The organism is Gracilimonas halophila, from assembly GCF_042684365.1.
In the GTDB taxonomy this organism is placed as follows: Bacteria; Bacteroidota; Rhodothermia; order Balneolales; family Balneolaceae; genus Gracilimonas; species Gracilimonas halophila.
The window spans coordinates 12,226-29,123 of record NZ_JBHULI010000022.1 but is presented as its reverse complement, the minus strand read 5'-3'; the positions used below and the strand labels follow the sequence as shown (position 1 = coordinate 29,123).

Sequence of the window (16,898 nt, the reverse complement as noted above, 5' to 3'; positions counted from 1 at the left end):
GTAACCTTATCGTTCTCCCGGCTTATACCTTTCTTCTGCACGTGCCTCAACTTCATTCCGGTAATACGCCACATCTTTAAAGTTTACATTTACGTAGCGTTCAGCCTGATCAAAAAAGTGCGGAGAATCAGGATCACCGCTTTGTCCACCGGCCAGCAGACTCTTTGCTTTCACGGTATCACCGAATTCTACTACCGCAATAAAACTGTTGCCGGATGTGCCGTAGAGTTTTTTAGTGCCGTAGGTACGGGCTCCATAGGATGCGAGTGCTCCCCACCTTCCTGATGCCAAACCAACCGGGAGGCTGGGCTCATTATCATCAAAGTTCGGGTCAATGGAACCATCCAGTCGCTGAAACCTATTTATATCTCCCCATGGAGTGTTCCAGCTTCCAAAGTCTTCATTCAATTCCTCCAGAGTCTGTTTAAAAATAGTTAATCGCTCTTCCTCAGGTGATCCCTCCCCATAATAATCCATACGTTCCATAAAATTCATGCCTTCGGGTGTCTCTCCATTTCTCAAATAATTCATTCCATAGAAATGAGCCAAAGACATTCCAACCGACTCTTCAGAAGTCGTAAAATCCCACTTCCTCATCACTTCAATTGCTTCAGCCATTGAATCATCTTTAGGGGATGATCGATCATAAGCCTGAACCAATCCGGGAATCATTTTCTCAAAAGCGGGAAGGCGTGGGTCATATCCCAATTCAATCATACTATCCAGCGTCAGGTTTTCTGCTTTTGAAAGTAGATCAATGGCATGAACCGCTCTGAAATTCTCAGAATCGATAGACATATATCGGGGGTAATTTTCCTTTTTGGGGCTATACTCAGCAGCAGAGGTAAATGGGGTGGAGTTTGTGTTTTGAATCCATCCATTACCGGGATTTAAAACCGTGATCGCTTCGTCTACGGGATGTAATCCTTTCCAGTCCGTAGCGGGATCGCTGCCATCTACCGGCTGGGTATAATCAAATTGGGTATCTCTTACCGGTATAAAATTCCCGTGGTAGTATGCAATATTTCCTTCAGCATCGGCAAATACCGTATTATTTGATGAGTTAGTTCGGATATCCATCATTTCCCGGAATTCATCATGATTATTTTTCTTGGTTCGGGTATATGATTGCTCAAGGGCTTTTACAGGCTCCCACATCAGTGCAGTAGCCACCCACTGATCATCTATCATATGTGTGACAGGGCCATGATGTGTTCTGTATATCGGAAAGGTTTTCTCTTCAAGTGAATTTTCATTTCTATATTTCAAAGTAACTTCAGAAACTTCTACCGGGCGCCATTCCTCCCCATATTTATACATCAACTCCCCATTACGTTCTTCAATAACATGTTTAAACTCATCGATCACATCCGTATAAGTTGAAGTATGCATCCACCCTGTTTTTTCGTTGAAACCCTGATAGATAAAGAACTGCCCCCAGGTAACAGCACCATATGCATTCAGCCCTTCTTCACTGACGGCATGCACTTCCCCTCTAAAGTAAAATGATGTGTGTGGATTGATGAGCAGCATCGCATTTCCTGATGCAGTAAGTTCTCCTGAAACAGCAATTCCATTAGAACCTTTGGGTTCTTCATATGGATCGGTTACCGTTAAACCATTGCCAAATTCATTTAATGCAAGAGCTTCCCTATTTTCATAAAAAGCCTGAATTCTGCGGGTTGAAACACGCTCAATATCTCCCCCAATAGAGCCTTCACTGAAATACATCGGCATCCACGGCTCAAACCTATTTAAAAGTGCCGGTTCCACATCCGGATTAGTATGAAGATAATAATTCAAGCCTGCGGCCCATGCATCGCATAACTCTTTAAGCCATTGAGGAGCATTTTCATAATACTCAATGGCTTCTTCTTTACTCATAAAAAGTCTCGCCCGGAGATCACTGTACAATGCTTCTTCCCCTTCCACTTCTGCCAGCCTTCCTATCGCCCAAATATAATTTCGCTCTACTCTTTTGAAGTCATCTTCAGCTTGAGCAAATATCAACCCAAAAACTGCATCGGCGTCTGTCTTGCCGTAAATATGAGGCACACCGAAATCATCCCTTATGATCTCAACATTTGAGGCTTGCTGCTCCCAACTTTCTATTTCATCGGCAGAAAATGGAGACTGGGGCTGACAACCGACAAAGATGAATAGAATTATAAAAGAGAAATAATGGAGCTTTTTCATGAAAGATGGATTGATTAAAAAGTCTTGAAATGTAGGTTAACAGAATCATAAAGGAAAAGAAGAAAATGTAAATCAATATAATCTTCATTGAATCTACATGATGATACCTTAAAATCTACCCTACAACTTCCGGAGGTTTATTATGAAGACAGCATTCGCGCTATTCATTGTCATCCATGGGTTGATCCATCTGCTTGGGTTTCTAAAAGCATTTGAACTTGCCAAGGTCGAAGAACTTAAAATGCCCATCAATAAGGCCTCAGGCATGATCTGGCTGCTTGCTTCATTCCTCTTTATTTCGATGGCTATTTTATATCTGGGAAATTCACCTTATTACATCGGTGTTGGAGTATCAGGAGTTACCCTTTCGCAAACATTGATATGGAAAGACTGGGAAGAAGCAAAATTTGGCACTATTCCCAACATCATTTTTGGGCTTTTTTTATTCCTTTCCATTTAAAAGAGCATAAAAAAGCGAAGGAATTTACTCCTTCGCTTCAATGTCCGAATAAAAACATCTTCGATCAGGTGATCATTTCAGGCTATTCTGAAGATCTTCCCAATCCTGAAGAAAACGCTCGAGTCCGCTGTCAGTAAGCGGATGCTTCAGCAATCCTTTTATCACACTCAGTGGCATAGTTGCTACATCTGCTCCCTCTTTCGCACATTCAAGTACATGCATTGGGTGACGTATACTCGCTGCAAGAACTTCGGTTTGGTACCCATAATTATCATAGATCTGTACAATGTCTCTGATAAGTTGCATTCCTTCCGTGGAAATATCATCTAATCTTCCCAGAAATGGAGAAATATAAGTAGCACCTGCTTTTGCAGCGATCAAAGCCTGTGTTGCAGAGAAGCAAAGCGTACAATTCGTCTTAATTCCCTCTTCAGAAAATGTTTTAATAGCCTTGATACCATCTTTGATCAATGGCACTTTCACTACTACGTTATCTGCGATCTCAGCGATCTTACGACCTTCCTCTACGATCTCGTCATAAGTTGTAGACACAACTTCTGCAGATACATCTCCCTCAACAATATCACATATCTTGGCTATATGCCCCTCAAAATCTTTAACTCCAATTTTTGCACAAAGACTTGGATTCGTTGTAACCCCATCCAATACACCAAGATCATTGGCTTCTTTGATTTCGTCTAGGTCAGCTGTATCGATAAAAAATTTCATGTATGAGCAAAAGTTTAATGAATGATTGACATCTAAGATAAAGATAAGCATTCATTTCCTTTCATTCATTGCAAATAGAAACATATAATTTCTTTTTTTTACATAATTAACCCTTGTAAAAACAAACTTTCTGCTGAACTTATATGTATAAGTTCAGAAGCATTTTAAGATTCAAAAATTCAAAATCGATCAAGTGAAAAAGACAGCATTCCTATTATCCTTTTTAAGCATATTCATCATAAGCTGCGGGGGAAATAACTCGGGCGAAAACGGCCAATCCAACTTCTCAAGGTTTGGGGGACAAGCCGGGCAGAGAACTACCAGTGTAGAAACCAATGAAATTGAGATCGGCAGTATTGCTGAACAGGTTCGTTCATATGGAAATGTGAAAGCACAGAATGTCATTTCCGTACAACCTCAGGTAAGCAACAGGATCACAGAATTTTACGTTGACCTTGGTGACACTGTTCGTCAGGGACAAGCTCTTGCCAAGATCTACGATGCCACTTTCCGGGATCAATTAACTCAGGCCCGTTCTCAAGTTGAACAAAGCCGCATTGCATTACAACGAGACAGCTCAGAATATGTTCGCCAACAACGCCTTAATGAGCGTGATCTTACCAGCGAATCTGAACTTGATATTGCACAAGCTTCATATCAAAATTCAATAGCTCAATTCGAGTCTGCCCGGTCTTCTCTAACCCAGGCTCAGGAGAACTTCAATAACACTGTAGTTAAATCGCCGGTTAATGGAGTGGTTGTTTCGAGGGCTCTTGAAGTGGGTGACATTGCAAGTACAGGTACAGAACTATTTCAGATAGCAAGCACAAATGGGTATGAGTCCAGAATCTATTTACCTGTTCAGGACTGGAGGGCTGTTAAGATCGGGCAGGAAGTAAATATGCGTATATCTAATGAAAGTGAGGTGAATGCCCGCGGTATTGTATCCCGAAAAAGTCCTCAGCTTGACCCAACTACCGGCTTAGGAGAGGTTGTGATCACGTTAACTCAAACCGGAGATGCCATTTATCCCGGTGTATTGGTTGAAAATGTCATCAATATCACCAGAAAAGAACAAGCCATGATCGTACCACGAAGTGCTCTTGTAGAGCAAGTGGAAACGGTCATCAATCCTGAAACCAATACCATCGACCTTGAAAGAACCTATTCTGTATTTGTTTCCCGAGGCGATTCAGTAGCCGAACGCCGGGAACTTGATCTCGGGATCGAGCAAGGTGACAGGATCGAAGTACTTGCCGGCCTGCTTCCGGGTGATAAGATCATTGTTACCGGACAAAGTGGACTTGAAGACGGCGCACGAATCTCTGTTGCTTCCGGTGATCGCTTTCAGGCCCCTGAAGAACGTCAAATTGGCGGTAATGAGGACCAACCTGCAACTAATAATGGTAGAGCGCCCGGGCAAAACCCTCTGGCAAATATGAGCGAAGAAGAACGTGCAGAAGCACGTGAGAAAATGCAGGGTATGTCGCGTGAAGAACGTATGGCCTATCTCCGGGACCTTAGAGAACAACAAGCCGAGAACGCTGATTCAACTTCAAACTAAAGGAACCAATGGGATCTTTGTCCAAACTGGCGGTTGACCGTCCAATTACATTTTTGATGACTACTCTGATTCTGTTGGGCTTTGGTATGTATGGCCTGCAGAATTTGCGACTTAATCTATACCCTGATGTCTCCTTCCCTACGATCACTGTATATACCAGTTACGAAGGGGTAGCCCCAGAAGATATCGAAACCCTGGTTACCCGGCCTATTGAGGAATCTGTTGGAAGTATCAGCGGTATCCGTCGAGTCCGGTCTCTATCCAGTCAGGGAGCATCGGTTGTTAAACTGAATTTTGAATGGGGAACCGATCTCTATCAAGCTGAAAATGATGTTCGGAAAGAACTGGGTTTTGTGGAACGACAAATTCCGGATGATGCCGAAACGCCCCTGGTGTTTTCATATGATCCAAATCAGGAACCCATTGTGGTTCTTACCGTAACATCTAATGCCCGCAGTGCACGAGAGCTTAGAACCTATTCCAAGCAAGTGCTTGAACAAAGGATCGAGCGGATCAATGGCATTGCATCTGCTGAAACTTCCGGTGGTCTGGAAAGACAGATTAACGTCCGGATCAACAATCAGCAGATGAGACTTTACAATCTGACGATTGCTGAAATTTCTCAAAAACTGCAGCAGGAAAATATTCAGGTTCCGGCAGGGCAGCTTACCGAAGGAAATACCAATTATTCCCTGAGAACAATTGGTGAGTTCAAGAATGTAGATCAAATTCGTAATACCATTATCACTGTTCGTGACGGACAGCCGTTATTGCTCAAGGATGTTGCAACTGTTGATGACGGTATTGCACAGCCCATTGGTAATGTTCGGGTGAATGGCGAAGATGGTGTAGTACTGAATATCTACCGGCAAAGTGATGCCAATGTGGTTACTGCAGCAAACGCCGTAGTTGATAATCTTGAAGAAATACAACGCAGCCTTCCTAATGATGTTCGTGTTGGGGTACTGACCAATAAAGCCGATTTCATCGAGCAATCCATCAGCAACCTGCTCATGACCGGAGTTCAAGCTATTATATTAGTTGTATTGATCTTATTGGTCTTTTTAAGAAGCGGCCGTTCTGCTATGATCATTGCTATATCCATCCCTGTTTCCATTATAACCACTTTCTTGGTGATGGATATGGCAGACCTTAGTCTGAATATCATTTCCCTTTCCGGCCTCACCCTTGCCGTTGGGTTAGTGGTTGATAATGCGGTAGTGGTATTGGAAAATATATTCCATTTCAGGGAAGAAGGAGCCAACCGTGATGAAGCATCCATAAATGGAGCTAAAGAAGTTGCCGTACCGGTCGTTGTTTCCACCATCACCACATTGGTGGTTTTCTTACCCATTTTATTTGTTCCGGGCATCGCCGGCTTTTTGTTCCGGGATCTTGCCCTTACAATTTCTTTCTCACTGGTCATTTCAGCACTGGTTGCCCTTACCCTGATCCCATTGATGACCTCTCAGTTCTATAAAGAGAAAGCCGTTGATTTTCAGGCCAAGAATAAAGTGGCGACATTTTTCACAAACATGCTCCAGAAACTTGAAAAAACGTACCACGATCAATTGCAGAAAGTGATCGACCGCAGTGGTTTAGTTGTGATAAGTGCTGTCCTCTTATTTTTGGCCAGTCTTCCACTATTCTATGTGATCGGCGGAGAATTCTTCCCCAGGGTAGATGAAAATGCATTTGTACTGGAAGTTCAGCGGGAACCGGGAGTAAATTTATTTGAACTCGAACGTTCTATGGGTCAAGTTGAAGCCATCGTTCAGCAGGAAGTACCCGAAGCCCGGCTTATCGTTTCCGATTATGGCGACAAAGAAGGAATTGAAGGTGCCGATGATCCGGGAGGATTTACCGGAACCGTCCGGGTTGAACTTGTCTCACAAAATGACCGGGATCGTTCACAATCTGAGATCACCAATAGTCTGATCCGTGAACTTCAAGTAGTGCCCGGAGTTGAAATTCAGGAAGTGATCATTGACCCTCTCAGCCCTGATGGTGAAAATGGGTTGATCGTCCAGATCTTTGGGTATGACCCTGACACCAAGCAAGAACTTGCGGAAGGCGTAAAAGAAGATCTCCTTGATATTGAAGGGATCAACAGCGTATTCAGCTCTTCCGATCAGGGACGTCCGGAATTAAGGCTTATTATGGATCGCGAGCGCATTTCACGAGTAGGAATGAACACCAATCAGGTTGCAAGCGCCGTAAGTAATGCCGTAAAAGGAAATATAGCTACCGCCTTTGTTGATCAAGGTGTAGAGTTTGAAGTTGTAGTAGAGCTTGCTCCGCAAGATAAAGCTCAGTCAGTGGACCTCGAAAATATTCAGGTTCAAACACCGGCCGGAGAGTGGATGCCACTTAAAAACTTGGCTCGTGTTGAACGTTACACAGGTCCTACCAACGTACTCCGAATTGACCAGGAACGTGTAGTTGAAGTTACTGCCGAGCTTGCCGGAATTGACCTTGCTGCAGCATCTTCACAGGCACGCGAACAGTTGGATCAGGTAAACTGGCCCGATGAATATCGCTATGAGATCTCCGGTACTGCTGAGGAACAAGCTGAGTCTTTCGGCTTCCTCATGATCGCATTTATGATCGCCGGTATACTTACTTACATGGTAATGGCCTCCCAATTCGAAAGTCTGGTAGAACCATTCATCATCATCCTTACGATCCCCCTTGCTTTAACCGGAGTATTGCTAATGCTTTGGGTAACCGGTACTTCCATCAGTGTTACTTCAATGGTTGGGCTGATCTTACTCACCGGTATTGTAGTAAACAACGGTATCGTAATGATCGATTACATCAAAATTTTACAAGCCCGGGGCACCAACCGTAAAGAAGCTGTTGTTGAAGGAGCAACACGACGTCTCCGTCCTATTCTTATGACCGCATTTACCACCATTCTATCGATGGTTCCACTTGCACTGGAACTTGGTACCGGCTCCGAAACCTGGAGTCCAATGGCCAGAACCGTAATTGGCGGACTCACCATGAGTACCCTGCTTATGCTGTTTGTTGTGCCTTGTTTTTATAATATTATAAATGGCTGGGTTGAAAAACTTGGTTTTGATGCCGTTCACAAAGAAGACCCGTTAGCTAAACCTCAGGAGGTATTGGCATGAAGCAATTCAGTGTAGCCGGAAGTATTCTAAAACGCCCTATCACGGTTATCATGATGACCCTGATCGTGATCGGATTCGGGATATTTTCATTGACAAACCTAAAGATCACCCTCTACCCTTCCTTTAATATTCCGGTATTAGCTGTATCCACTGGATATCAGAACGTAGCCCCGGAAGACATCAACCGGATCATTGTAAATCCCATTGAAGGTGCACTTTCTGCCATCGAAGGCATTGAAACCCTCGAAGCCCGCGTTAGCCGGGGAAGTGCCTTCATCATACTGCGTTTACGTGACGGGGCGGATATCCGAAAAACGGAACTCAAAGTTCGAAAAGCATTAGATCAGATACGTGGAGACCTTCCCCAGCAAGCCCGTGAACCGGTTATTTTTCAGTTTGACCCTGAGAACCGGCCTATTATGCGGCTCAGTATTGATGCAGAAAATCGTGGTCTGGATGAATTGAGAAACATAGGTCTCGAACTGGTTGAAACCCGTCTCGAGAGAATCGAAGGACTCGCTTCTGCTGAAACTCAAGGTGGTCTGGAACGACGTATTTATGTGGACGTATCGCCTATGTCGCTGGCACAATACAATCTTGTTCCAGCTGATATCGAAAATGCACTCCGTTCAAATAACGTACAATTACCTATTGGAAATATTGTCTCTGATAAAATCAATTACAGTATCAGAGCGCAATCTACTTATCAAACTGTAGAACAGATCTCCAACACCATTGTTCGGGTCTCGGAAAATGATATTCCCATTCGGGTTGAAGATGTAGCCGAAGTCAGTGACGGATTCACGGATATTGAAAGCCTTGTTAAAGTAAATGGCAAGAACAGCGTTTCGGTAGAAGTTCAGAAAAACTCCGATGCTAACACCCTCGATGTAGTAAATGATGTGAAGGCGTTAGTTCCTGAGATCAACGAGATACTGCCTCCCGGTGTTACCCTCAGAGTGCTTTCCGATGAAGGGAAAACCATTGAAGATTCAATCAATAATTTAGCTCAGTCAGCATTAGCCGCCCTTGTAGTTGTGATTCTGGTGATCCTCATTTTTATGGGCGGATGGAGAATCTCGTTGGTTGTGGCTTCAACCATTCCCGTTTCAATCGCGGCCAGTTTTGCGGCCATGTACGCAGCAGACCTGACTCTTAATATCCTTACCATTTCTGCCCTCGCTCTGGCCATCGGGCTTTTGGTGGATAATTCCATTGTGGTAACCGAAAGTATATCCCGTAAACTTGAAGAAGGACTTTCCAGATTCGAGGCTGCCCTCAAAGGAACTAATGAAGTGATCGGTGCACTGCTCGGTTCAACCCTTACCACACTTGGTGTATTCATTCCTATCATTCTGATATCGGGAACACAGGGAGCTTTCTTCAGGGAATTTGCTTACGCCATCTGTTTCGCGATCGGATTTTCGTTTTTATCCTCCATCATCCTCGTTCCCGTTATTTCTTTGCTGATCCTGGATGCCAAACAATTCAATACCAAAAATCTTGCCTTCAGAGGAATTGCAAAGCTTGAAAGAATTTATATCAGTTCCATGCGATGGTTATTTCACCACAAATGGATTCCACTGTTAAGTATGGTGGTGATAGCTGTCAGTACCTTCTTCCTATATACTAATATCAGTAAAGAAGGATTTCCTGAAGCAGATTCCGGGCAAATTGATATTAATATAAGTCTGCCGGAAGGAAGTCAGCTCATCAGAACCGCAAATGTATTAGATGACTTCAGTCAGCGTGTAAGTGAGCTCCCTGAAGTTGAGACCATGATCACTACCATCGGGAGAAGCCGTTGGAGCGCTCAATCCAACCGCGGTGAGATCAGTATAACGCTCGTTCCGGAAATGGAGCGGGAACAAACCAGTACGGAATTTGCTGTTTTACTTCGGGAAGAATTAACTGCTCCCGGCGTAGATGTAAGGGTTCGGGTTGAGGGCGGAGGATTGAACTTCGGCCGGGGCTGGGACTCAGGCGGTAACTCCATTCGCTTAAGTTTGATCGGTGCTGAAATTGAAGAACTCCTCGCCATCTCTAACCGAATTGAAGCCCGGTTAATGGAAGATCCCACCGTTATTGATGTGGATAATGGAAGAACCGACCCCACTCCGGAATTACACTTTATTGCAGATCGGGAACGGCTAGCGCGAATCGGTACAAACTTAAATACCGTAGCCGGTAATTTGAGAACACAAACGCTGGGTAATCAGGCAGGATATTATATCAATGAAGGCCGCGAGATCCCCATAGAAGTACGCACTCAGAAACAGGCCCTTACCAGCCGTGAAGATCTTTTTGATCTGGAAGTATTTGAATTTGAAGGTCAAAGAGTACCTATTCAGGCCATTGGTGAGTTTGTCCCTGTTCGCGGTGTAGATTCCTTCCAGCGACGTGACCGTGAAACCGTGCTCGATGTAAACATTCAGGTACAGGGAAATGCGCTGGAATATGAGCAGGTGATACGAGACTTTGTAGAGCAGGAAATTGTACTCCCGGACGGTTATCGATATGAGTTCACCGGAGGAACCGCCGAGACCCAGCAGGGGCAATCCGAATTTGGATTCGCACTCTTAGCTGCATTGGTACTGATGTTCATGATCATGGCTTCCCTCTTCGAGAACTTCCGTGATCCCTTTGTGATCTGGCTTTGTATTCCTTTGGCTATGTTTGGTGCGCTTGCATTCTTATTCCTTATTGGTGATGCCCTGAGCACCACGGCACAGATCGGAATATTTATGCTGGTGGGTATTATCGTGAACAACGGGATTGTACTTGTTGATTATATGCATCTTTATACCAAAGACACCGATTATGATCTGCTGAATCGCAAATCCGTAAGCTGGAGGAACCTCTTTATCCCGGTGTTCTTCTGGAAGGAAAAACCGACCGTAAAAGATTCGGAACTTCTTTCACAAATACTGGAGGCCTGTCGCCGACGGATGCGCCCGATATTACTGACCGCCATCACCACCATCTGTTCCATGATCCCGCTCTCTTTGGAATTAGGCTCCGGAGCAGAAACATGGTCACCACTGGCCAAAGCCGTTATTGGCGGGTTGATGTTCGGATCGATACTGACTCTGTTCATCACTCCGGTATTATCCGTTTCATTAAGCATGACCATCGAGTGGTTTAAGGAATTATTCCGTAGCAAAAAGACTGAAACAATTCAGGCTTAAAATCATACGACTCACTCTAGTACAAAGAAAAAAATTAGGGTGAAATCCTCTTTCAAATATGGAAATTGGAACGTGTTTAGCCTATACTTGTTTAAATAATAAAAACGGAGAACTATCATGAGCAGATCATCAGATTTTTTATCAGGAATTATTTCAGGGGCACTTGTTGGCGCTGCATTTGCATTGCTTTATGCTCCGGATACAGGCAAGAACACCCGCGACCGTCTTTCATATAAACTCAGCAATTACTATGATGAGCTGAATGACCTGATCGACCAATTGCGGAAAGAAAAAGAACTATTGGTTTCCGAAGCCAAGGAAAAAGGCGATAAAGTAGTCCTTGAAGCGAAAGAAAAAGCAGAAGGACTTATCAAGGAAGCCGAAGATCTTTTGGAGTCTATTGAAACTGCAAAAGAGAAGTCAGCGAAGAAAGGCTGATCTTATACCTTTTGCAATCCGAAATTAAAAATCCCGAACATAACTGATGTTCGGGATTTTTTTATGCCTTGCATTTTTGCTTATCAATGGCTAATTCCCGATAGCCTCTAATCAAGACACCGGGAATATGGAATCACGCAAAGAATTTTTAAAGAAACTGGGAACAGGAGCCGCTGTGTTCGGAGCAGGTGCTTTTTTCAGTCCTCTGCAAGCCAAAGACATTACTCAAGACCTGCAACGATTTTCAGGCACCCCTAATGAGCTAGCCAGAAATGAGGATTACTGGGCTCGTGTGCAACAGGCTTTTACCGTAGATCGCAGTCTCATTAACCTGAATAATGGTGGGGTGAGTCCGGCCCCTGAATATGTACAGGCTGCCATGAAACGCCATCTCGACTATTCCAATGAAGCTCCCGTCTATACCATGTGGAGAATCCTGGAACCTCAGCGCGAAGGTGTTCGAAAACGTATTGCCCGCAACTTCGGGGTTGATGCTGAAGAAATTGCCCTTACCCGAAATGCCTCCGAAAGCTTACAGATCTGTCAGTTCGGCTTTGACCTGAAAGCAGGTGATGAAGTACTTACCACCGATCAGGATTATCCCCGAATGATCAACACCTTTAAACAAAGGGAACGTCGTGAAGGCATAAAACTGAAGCAATTCAGTATTCCTGTTCCTGCTGAGAATGACGATGAAATTGTTCGTCTGTTCGAAGAAAATATCACTCCAAAAACCAAACTCATTTTGATGTGCCACATCATCAATATTACCGGGCAGATACTGCCGGTCAAAAAAGTGGTAAATATGGCACGCAAAAAAGGAATTCCTGTGATCGTGGACGGTGCTCACGCCTATGCTCATTTTGATTTCGATCACTCCGACCTTGATTGCGATTATTATACAACGAGCTTACATAAATGGTTGTTTGCTCCACATGGCACCGGCATGTTGTATGTTAAAAAAGACAAGATCAAAGAACTATGGCCACTAATGGCTGCTCAGGAATCACAGGATGAGGATATCCGTAAGTTTGAGGAGATCGGTACACATCCGGCCGCAAATTATTTAGCCATTGCCGAAGCACTCACCTTCCATGAGGGAATCGGCCCCAAGCGTAAGGAAGCTCGCCTAAAGCACCTTAACGATCTATGGATCGATGAACTGGTAGATGGTGATAAGGTAGTTCTGCATACCAGTCGTGATCCCAAATATGCATGCGGGATTGCCACTGTAGAGATCAAAGGCATGGAGCCGGGTGAATTGAACAGTGCTCTATGGCGAGATTACCGGATCATAACCACTCCTATCGTTCATGATCAGTTTCAGGGTATTCGGGTCACGCCGAATGTTTATACCACTCTGGAAGAGGTTGGAAGATTCGTAGATGCAATGAAGGAGCAGATTGCTAAGGTGTGAGGAGCATAGGGATTGAACCGCAATAAATTAACCCAATACTATAACATGACGAAATCATTTACCCTCCTATTATTATGTACTTGCTTTGTACTTTCCTGTACAGAAAAAAAGCAGGAACCGGTTGAAAAGAAGTTCATTTATACGGAAAACGCTCCGGCCTCTGTTGGGGTGTATTCACAGGCAGTTCAACTTGGGAATGCATTATATCTTTCCGGACAGATAGGACTGGTACCCGAAACCCGCGAACTGGCTGGGGATGACCTGGAATCTCAAACCCACCAAACCCTGAATAATATCGAAGCTGTTTTGGAGGCTGCAGGATTCACACTGGCTGATGTAGTAAAGGCCCAGGTCTTTCTCGATAACATGGATGACTATGAAGCTTTCAATGAGATCTATATTCAGTATTTCCCTATCGATCCTCCCGCTCGTGCAGTGGTTGAAGTGAGCCGTATTCCATTAGATGCAAAAGTTGAAATAATGGTAGAGGCTATAAAATAATATCCTATGTCTGACCTACAAGATTTTATCAACCTCCGACGAACCCTGCATCGATATCCTGAACTTTCTAAACAGGAATACGAAACTTCTAAACGGATCTCAGAATTCATGAAACAGTTTGAACCGGATGAAGAAATTCCGGTGGCGGGAACCGGAAAGATGTTTGTTTTTGAGGGAAGCGAAGCCGCTGAAACGATTGTCTTTCGTTGTGAGCTGGATGCCCTGCCTATTCAAGAACGTTCTCCCAACCTTGCTTACCGTTCATCCATAGATGGAGTGGCACACCTTTGTGGGCATGACGGACATATGGCTATCATCGCTTACCTTGGAAAACTGATTTCTGAAAATCGCCCAAAGAAAGGTAAAGCGGTTTTGCTATTTCAACCTGCTGAAGAGACAGATCTCGGCGCAAAAGATGTGGTGCAGTCTCCTGAGTTTCATGCCCTTTCACCGGACTACATGTTTGCTCTTCACAATATACCGGGGCAGGCCAAGAATAAGGTCTTGGTGAAAGAAGGTACTTTCGCTGCAGCTTCCTGCGGAATGACCATCAACCTGCAGGGAAGAACTTCCCATGCGGCTGAACCTGAGAAAGGAAATCCGCCTTATCCCGCTGCCCACAAGATCATCGAAGAGATACAGGAATTAACCCGATCTAAGACCGGATTTAGTAATCATGTGATCTCAACTTTGATCTATATTCGTATGGGAGAGATCTCGTTTGGGGTATCACCCTCTGATCTGGAAATGGGAATCACACTTCGTGCTTATGAAAATAATGACCTTGAGCTATTATGCTCAAAAGCTGAAAACATCCTCAGAAGGCATGCAAATGAATATGAATTAGCATATTCGCATAATTATACCGAAATATATCCTGCTACCATTAACGCAAAAGAGTGTGTGGAGCTCATTGAAGAATCTGCCAGGTCTCTTGACTATCAGCTTGAGGAAATGTCAGATCCAAATAACTGGTCTGAGGATTTCGCTTATTTCACTGCCACTAATAAGGGGGCTCAATTCGGTTTTGGTTCCGGACTTGAAACACCAAATTTACATGATCCCGAATACGATTTTCCTGATGATATCATAGAGCCCGCAGCTAAAGTATTTTATGATATCTATACTAAGAGATTGATCTGAATGTCACGAAGCTCTGATTTGTTATTAAGGTGAAGTAAGAAGTAGAATTTAATCTTTAAGATCATGACTGCTTTAGCAACACTTCAATCCATAGACGCAGAAACTTTACATCGAAAAATGACGGGTGAACATTCCCCGATCATTATAAATGCTTTGGCTAAAGACGCTTTTCTGGCCAAACATATTCCCGGTTCTATCAACATCCCGACCGAAAACGCCGAAATAGCTAAGGAGATCATTCCATATATGGACGCAGAAATCGTAGTTTACTGCGCAAATTCAGATTGTGACGCATCTCCTAAGCTGGCCCAGAAGCTTGAGGAAATGGGATATACTCATGTCAGTGATTTTGAAGAAGGATTGGCAGGATGGAGAAAAGCCGGATATTAATTAGTTGGCACTGATGGCTGAGCCAAGTCATAATATTTTTAATTAATAAAACCGTCTCGCATGAGGCGGTTTTTTTTCGTAAAAATAAATTTCAAAAACTCTTTTTTATGTACAGATAGAATATATTCTTCGGTCAATTTTTAACAGATCGGAGAATGGTACATGAATCGTTTATTAAAATTTTTATTCCTTTTGCTGGTAGTTCCGGTGGGATCAGTATTTGCTCAAGAAAGTGATCCTACAGTTGAAGCTATCATAAAAGAGGCAACAGAGAACTCTCAGCTTGAATGGCTTGCCCATCAGTTAACAGATGTTATAGGTCCAAGATTGGTGGGAACACCTCAGATGCAGCATGCTCACGACTGGGCTGTTTCTCAATTTGAGGAATGGGGCATTTCTGCAGAGAATCAAGAATATGGAGAATGGGACGGATGGGAACGAGGCATCACCCATATCGACCTCATTTCACCTCGTGTGGTTTCTCTGGAAGGTCAGCAGTTGGCCTGGAGTCCGGCTACCCCTGAAGGTGGTGTTACGGCTTCGGTTGATATCCTTCCAACCGTAGAAAACCAGGAAGAATTTAATGCATGGTTAAAGACCATAGAGGGTAAAGTGATCATGATCTCTCGGCCACAGCTTACCGGCCGGCCTGATTACAACTGGGAAGAATTTGCCACAGAAGAATCCTTTGCCAAAATGAGGGAAGACCGAAGTGCTCAAAGTCAGGCCTGGCGCGAAAATTTACAACGCATTGGTTATGGCCGTGATCTCAACAACAAACTTGAAGAAGCAGGAGCAGTTGGCCTTTTTCAATCCCGATGGTCTAATGGTTTTGGAGTTAATAAGATCTTCAGCGCCAATACTGAGAATATCCCTGTGATCGATCTTTCCCTTGAAGATTATGGGATGCTTCATCGCATGGTCGAATATGGAAGCGAACCTGAGGTAAAGATCAACGCACAATCAAAGCGGTTGGGTAAAGTTCCTACCTTCAATACCATTGCCACTATTCCCGGAAATGAAAAAGCTGATGAATATATTATTCTTTCCGCTCATTACGATTCATGGGATGGCGGAACCGGAGCTACCGATAACGCCACAGGGTCTGTTACCATGATGGAAGCAGCACGTATCCTTAAAGAAGTATATCCCAACCCAAAGCGAACTATTATTATTGGACTTTGGGGTGGTGAGGAACAAGGGTTGAACGGGTCTTCAGCATACGTTGAAGATAATCCTGAAATCGTAAACAATATGCAGGCACTCTTCAATCAAGATAATGGAACCGGACGTGTTGTCCGTATTTCAGGACAGGGTTTCTTACATGCCTATGAGTTCTTAGGACGATGGCTGGAAGCCGTACCTCGTGATATCACACAGCATATTGAGACGACCTTTCCCGGCACTCCCGGCGGTGGCGGTTCTGATTATGCATCCTTTGTTTCAGCAGAAGCTCCGGGATTTTCCTTGAGTTCACTGAGCTGGAGCTACTGGAATTATACCTGGCATACCAATCGTGATACCTATGATAAGATCGTTTTTGATGATGTTCGAAATAATGCCATCCTCACCGCCATTTTAACTTACATGGCGAGTGAAGATCCTGAGACTTTCCCTCGTGACAAAGCTGTTCTTCCTATCAATCCAAGTACAGGTGAGCGAATGGAGTGGCCAACACCACGAACCCCTAATCGCACAGGGAATTAGTTTTAGTTAGCACCAATGACGGTTGACT

12 protein-coding genes are annotated in these 16,898 nt (G+C 44.0%); 10 read left to right on the top strand and 2 right to left on the bottom strand.

Annotated elements, in window-relative coordinates; all coding sequences use genetic code 11:
• Positions 1–6 precede the first annotated feature (6 nt).
• Positions 7–2,196: an acylase gene (locus tag ACFSVN_RS05205; RefSeq protein WP_390299615.1), complete on the bottom strand. Its 2,190-nt coding sequence runs from the start codon at positions 2,194–2,196 to the stop codon at positions 7–9.
• A 142-nt stretch (positions 2,197–2,338) separates the two neighbouring features.
• Between ACFSVN_RS05205 and ACFSVN_RS05200 the strand changes: the two genes are divergently transcribed.
• Positions 2,339–2,656 (top strand): hypothetical protein, encoded by a 318-nt coding sequence (locus ACFSVN_RS05200; RefSeq protein ID WP_390299612.1) that lies wholly within the window; start codon positions 2,339–2,341, stop codon positions 2,654–2,656.
• A gap of 72 nt (positions 2,657–2,728) precedes the next feature.
• On the opposite strand, the gene fsa is transcribed toward ACFSVN_RS05200, so the two are convergent.
• On the bottom strand, positions 2,729–3,385 hold the full coding sequence (gene fsa / locus ACFSVN_RS05195; protein ID WP_390299609.1) for a fructose-6-phosphate aldolase: 657 nt from the start codon (positions 3,383–3,385) through the stop codon (positions 2,729–2,731).
• A 193-nt stretch (positions 3,386–3,578) separates the two neighbouring features.
• Between fsa and ACFSVN_RS05190 the strand changes: the two genes are divergently transcribed.
• The 9 genes from ACFSVN_RS05190 to ACFSVN_RS05150 all read left to right on the top strand — a co-directional run bounded on the left by ACFSVN_RS05190 (position 3,579) and on the right by ACFSVN_RS05150 (position 16,870).
• The gene (locus ACFSVN_RS05190) at positions 3,579–4,949 is read left to right on the top strand and encodes an efflux RND transporter periplasmic adaptor subunit (RefSeq protein ID WP_390299606.1); all 1,371 of its coding nucleotides are present in this window, start codon (positions 3,579–3,581) and stop codon (positions 4,947–4,949) included.
• 8 nt (positions 4,950–4,957) lie between these two features.
• The gene (locus ACFSVN_RS05185) at positions 4,958–8,086 is read left to right on the top strand and encodes an efflux RND transporter permease subunit (protein ID WP_390299603.1); all 3,129 of its coding nucleotides are present in this window, start codon (positions 4,958–4,960) and stop codon (positions 8,084–8,086) included.
• Positions 8,083–11,274: an efflux RND transporter permease subunit gene (locus tag ACFSVN_RS05180; RefSeq protein ID WP_390299600.1), complete on the top strand. Its 3,192-nt coding sequence runs from the start codon at positions 8,083–8,085 to the stop codon at positions 11,272–11,274. The genes ACFSVN_RS05185 and ACFSVN_RS05180 overlap by 4 nt, the downstream gene beginning before the upstream one ends.
• A 117-nt stretch (positions 11,275–11,391) precedes the next feature.
• The gene (locus tag ACFSVN_RS05175; RefSeq protein WP_390299597.1) at positions 11,392–11,712 is read left to right on the top strand and encodes a YtxH domain-containing protein; all 321 of its coding nucleotides are present in this window, start codon (positions 11,392–11,394) and stop codon (positions 11,710–11,712) included.
• A gap of 127 nt (positions 11,713–11,839) precedes the next feature.
• A complete protein-coding gene (locus ACFSVN_RS05170; RefSeq protein ID WP_390299594.1) occupies positions 11,840–13,129 on the top strand; it encodes an aminotransferase class V-fold PLP-dependent enzyme in 1,290 nt (429 codons plus the stop codon).
• Between the two features lie 45 nt (positions 13,130–13,174).
• A complete protein-coding gene (locus tag ACFSVN_RS05165; protein WP_390299591.1) occupies positions 13,175–13,630 on the top strand; it encodes a Rid family detoxifying hydrolase in 456 nt (151 codons plus the stop codon).
• Between the two features lie 6 nt (positions 13,631–13,636).
• The gene (locus ACFSVN_RS05160) at positions 13,637–14,773 is read left to right on the top strand and encodes an amidohydrolase (protein ID WP_390299588.1); all 1,137 of its coding nucleotides are present in this window, start codon (positions 13,637–13,639) and stop codon (positions 14,771–14,773) included.
• Positions 14,774–14,836: 63 nt separating this feature from the next.
• A complete protein-coding gene (locus ACFSVN_RS05155) occupies positions 14,837–15,163 on the top strand; it encodes a rhodanese-like domain-containing protein (RefSeq protein WP_390299585.1) in 327 nt (108 codons plus the stop codon).
• Positions 15,164–15,325: 162 nt separating this feature from the next.
• On the top strand, positions 15,326–16,870 hold the full coding sequence (locus ACFSVN_RS05150) for a M20/M25/M40 family metallo-hydrolase (RefSeq protein ID WP_390299582.1): 1,545 nt from the start codon (positions 15,326–15,328) through the stop codon (positions 16,868–16,870).
• The last annotated feature ends 28 nt before the right edge of the window (positions 16,871–16,898 follow it).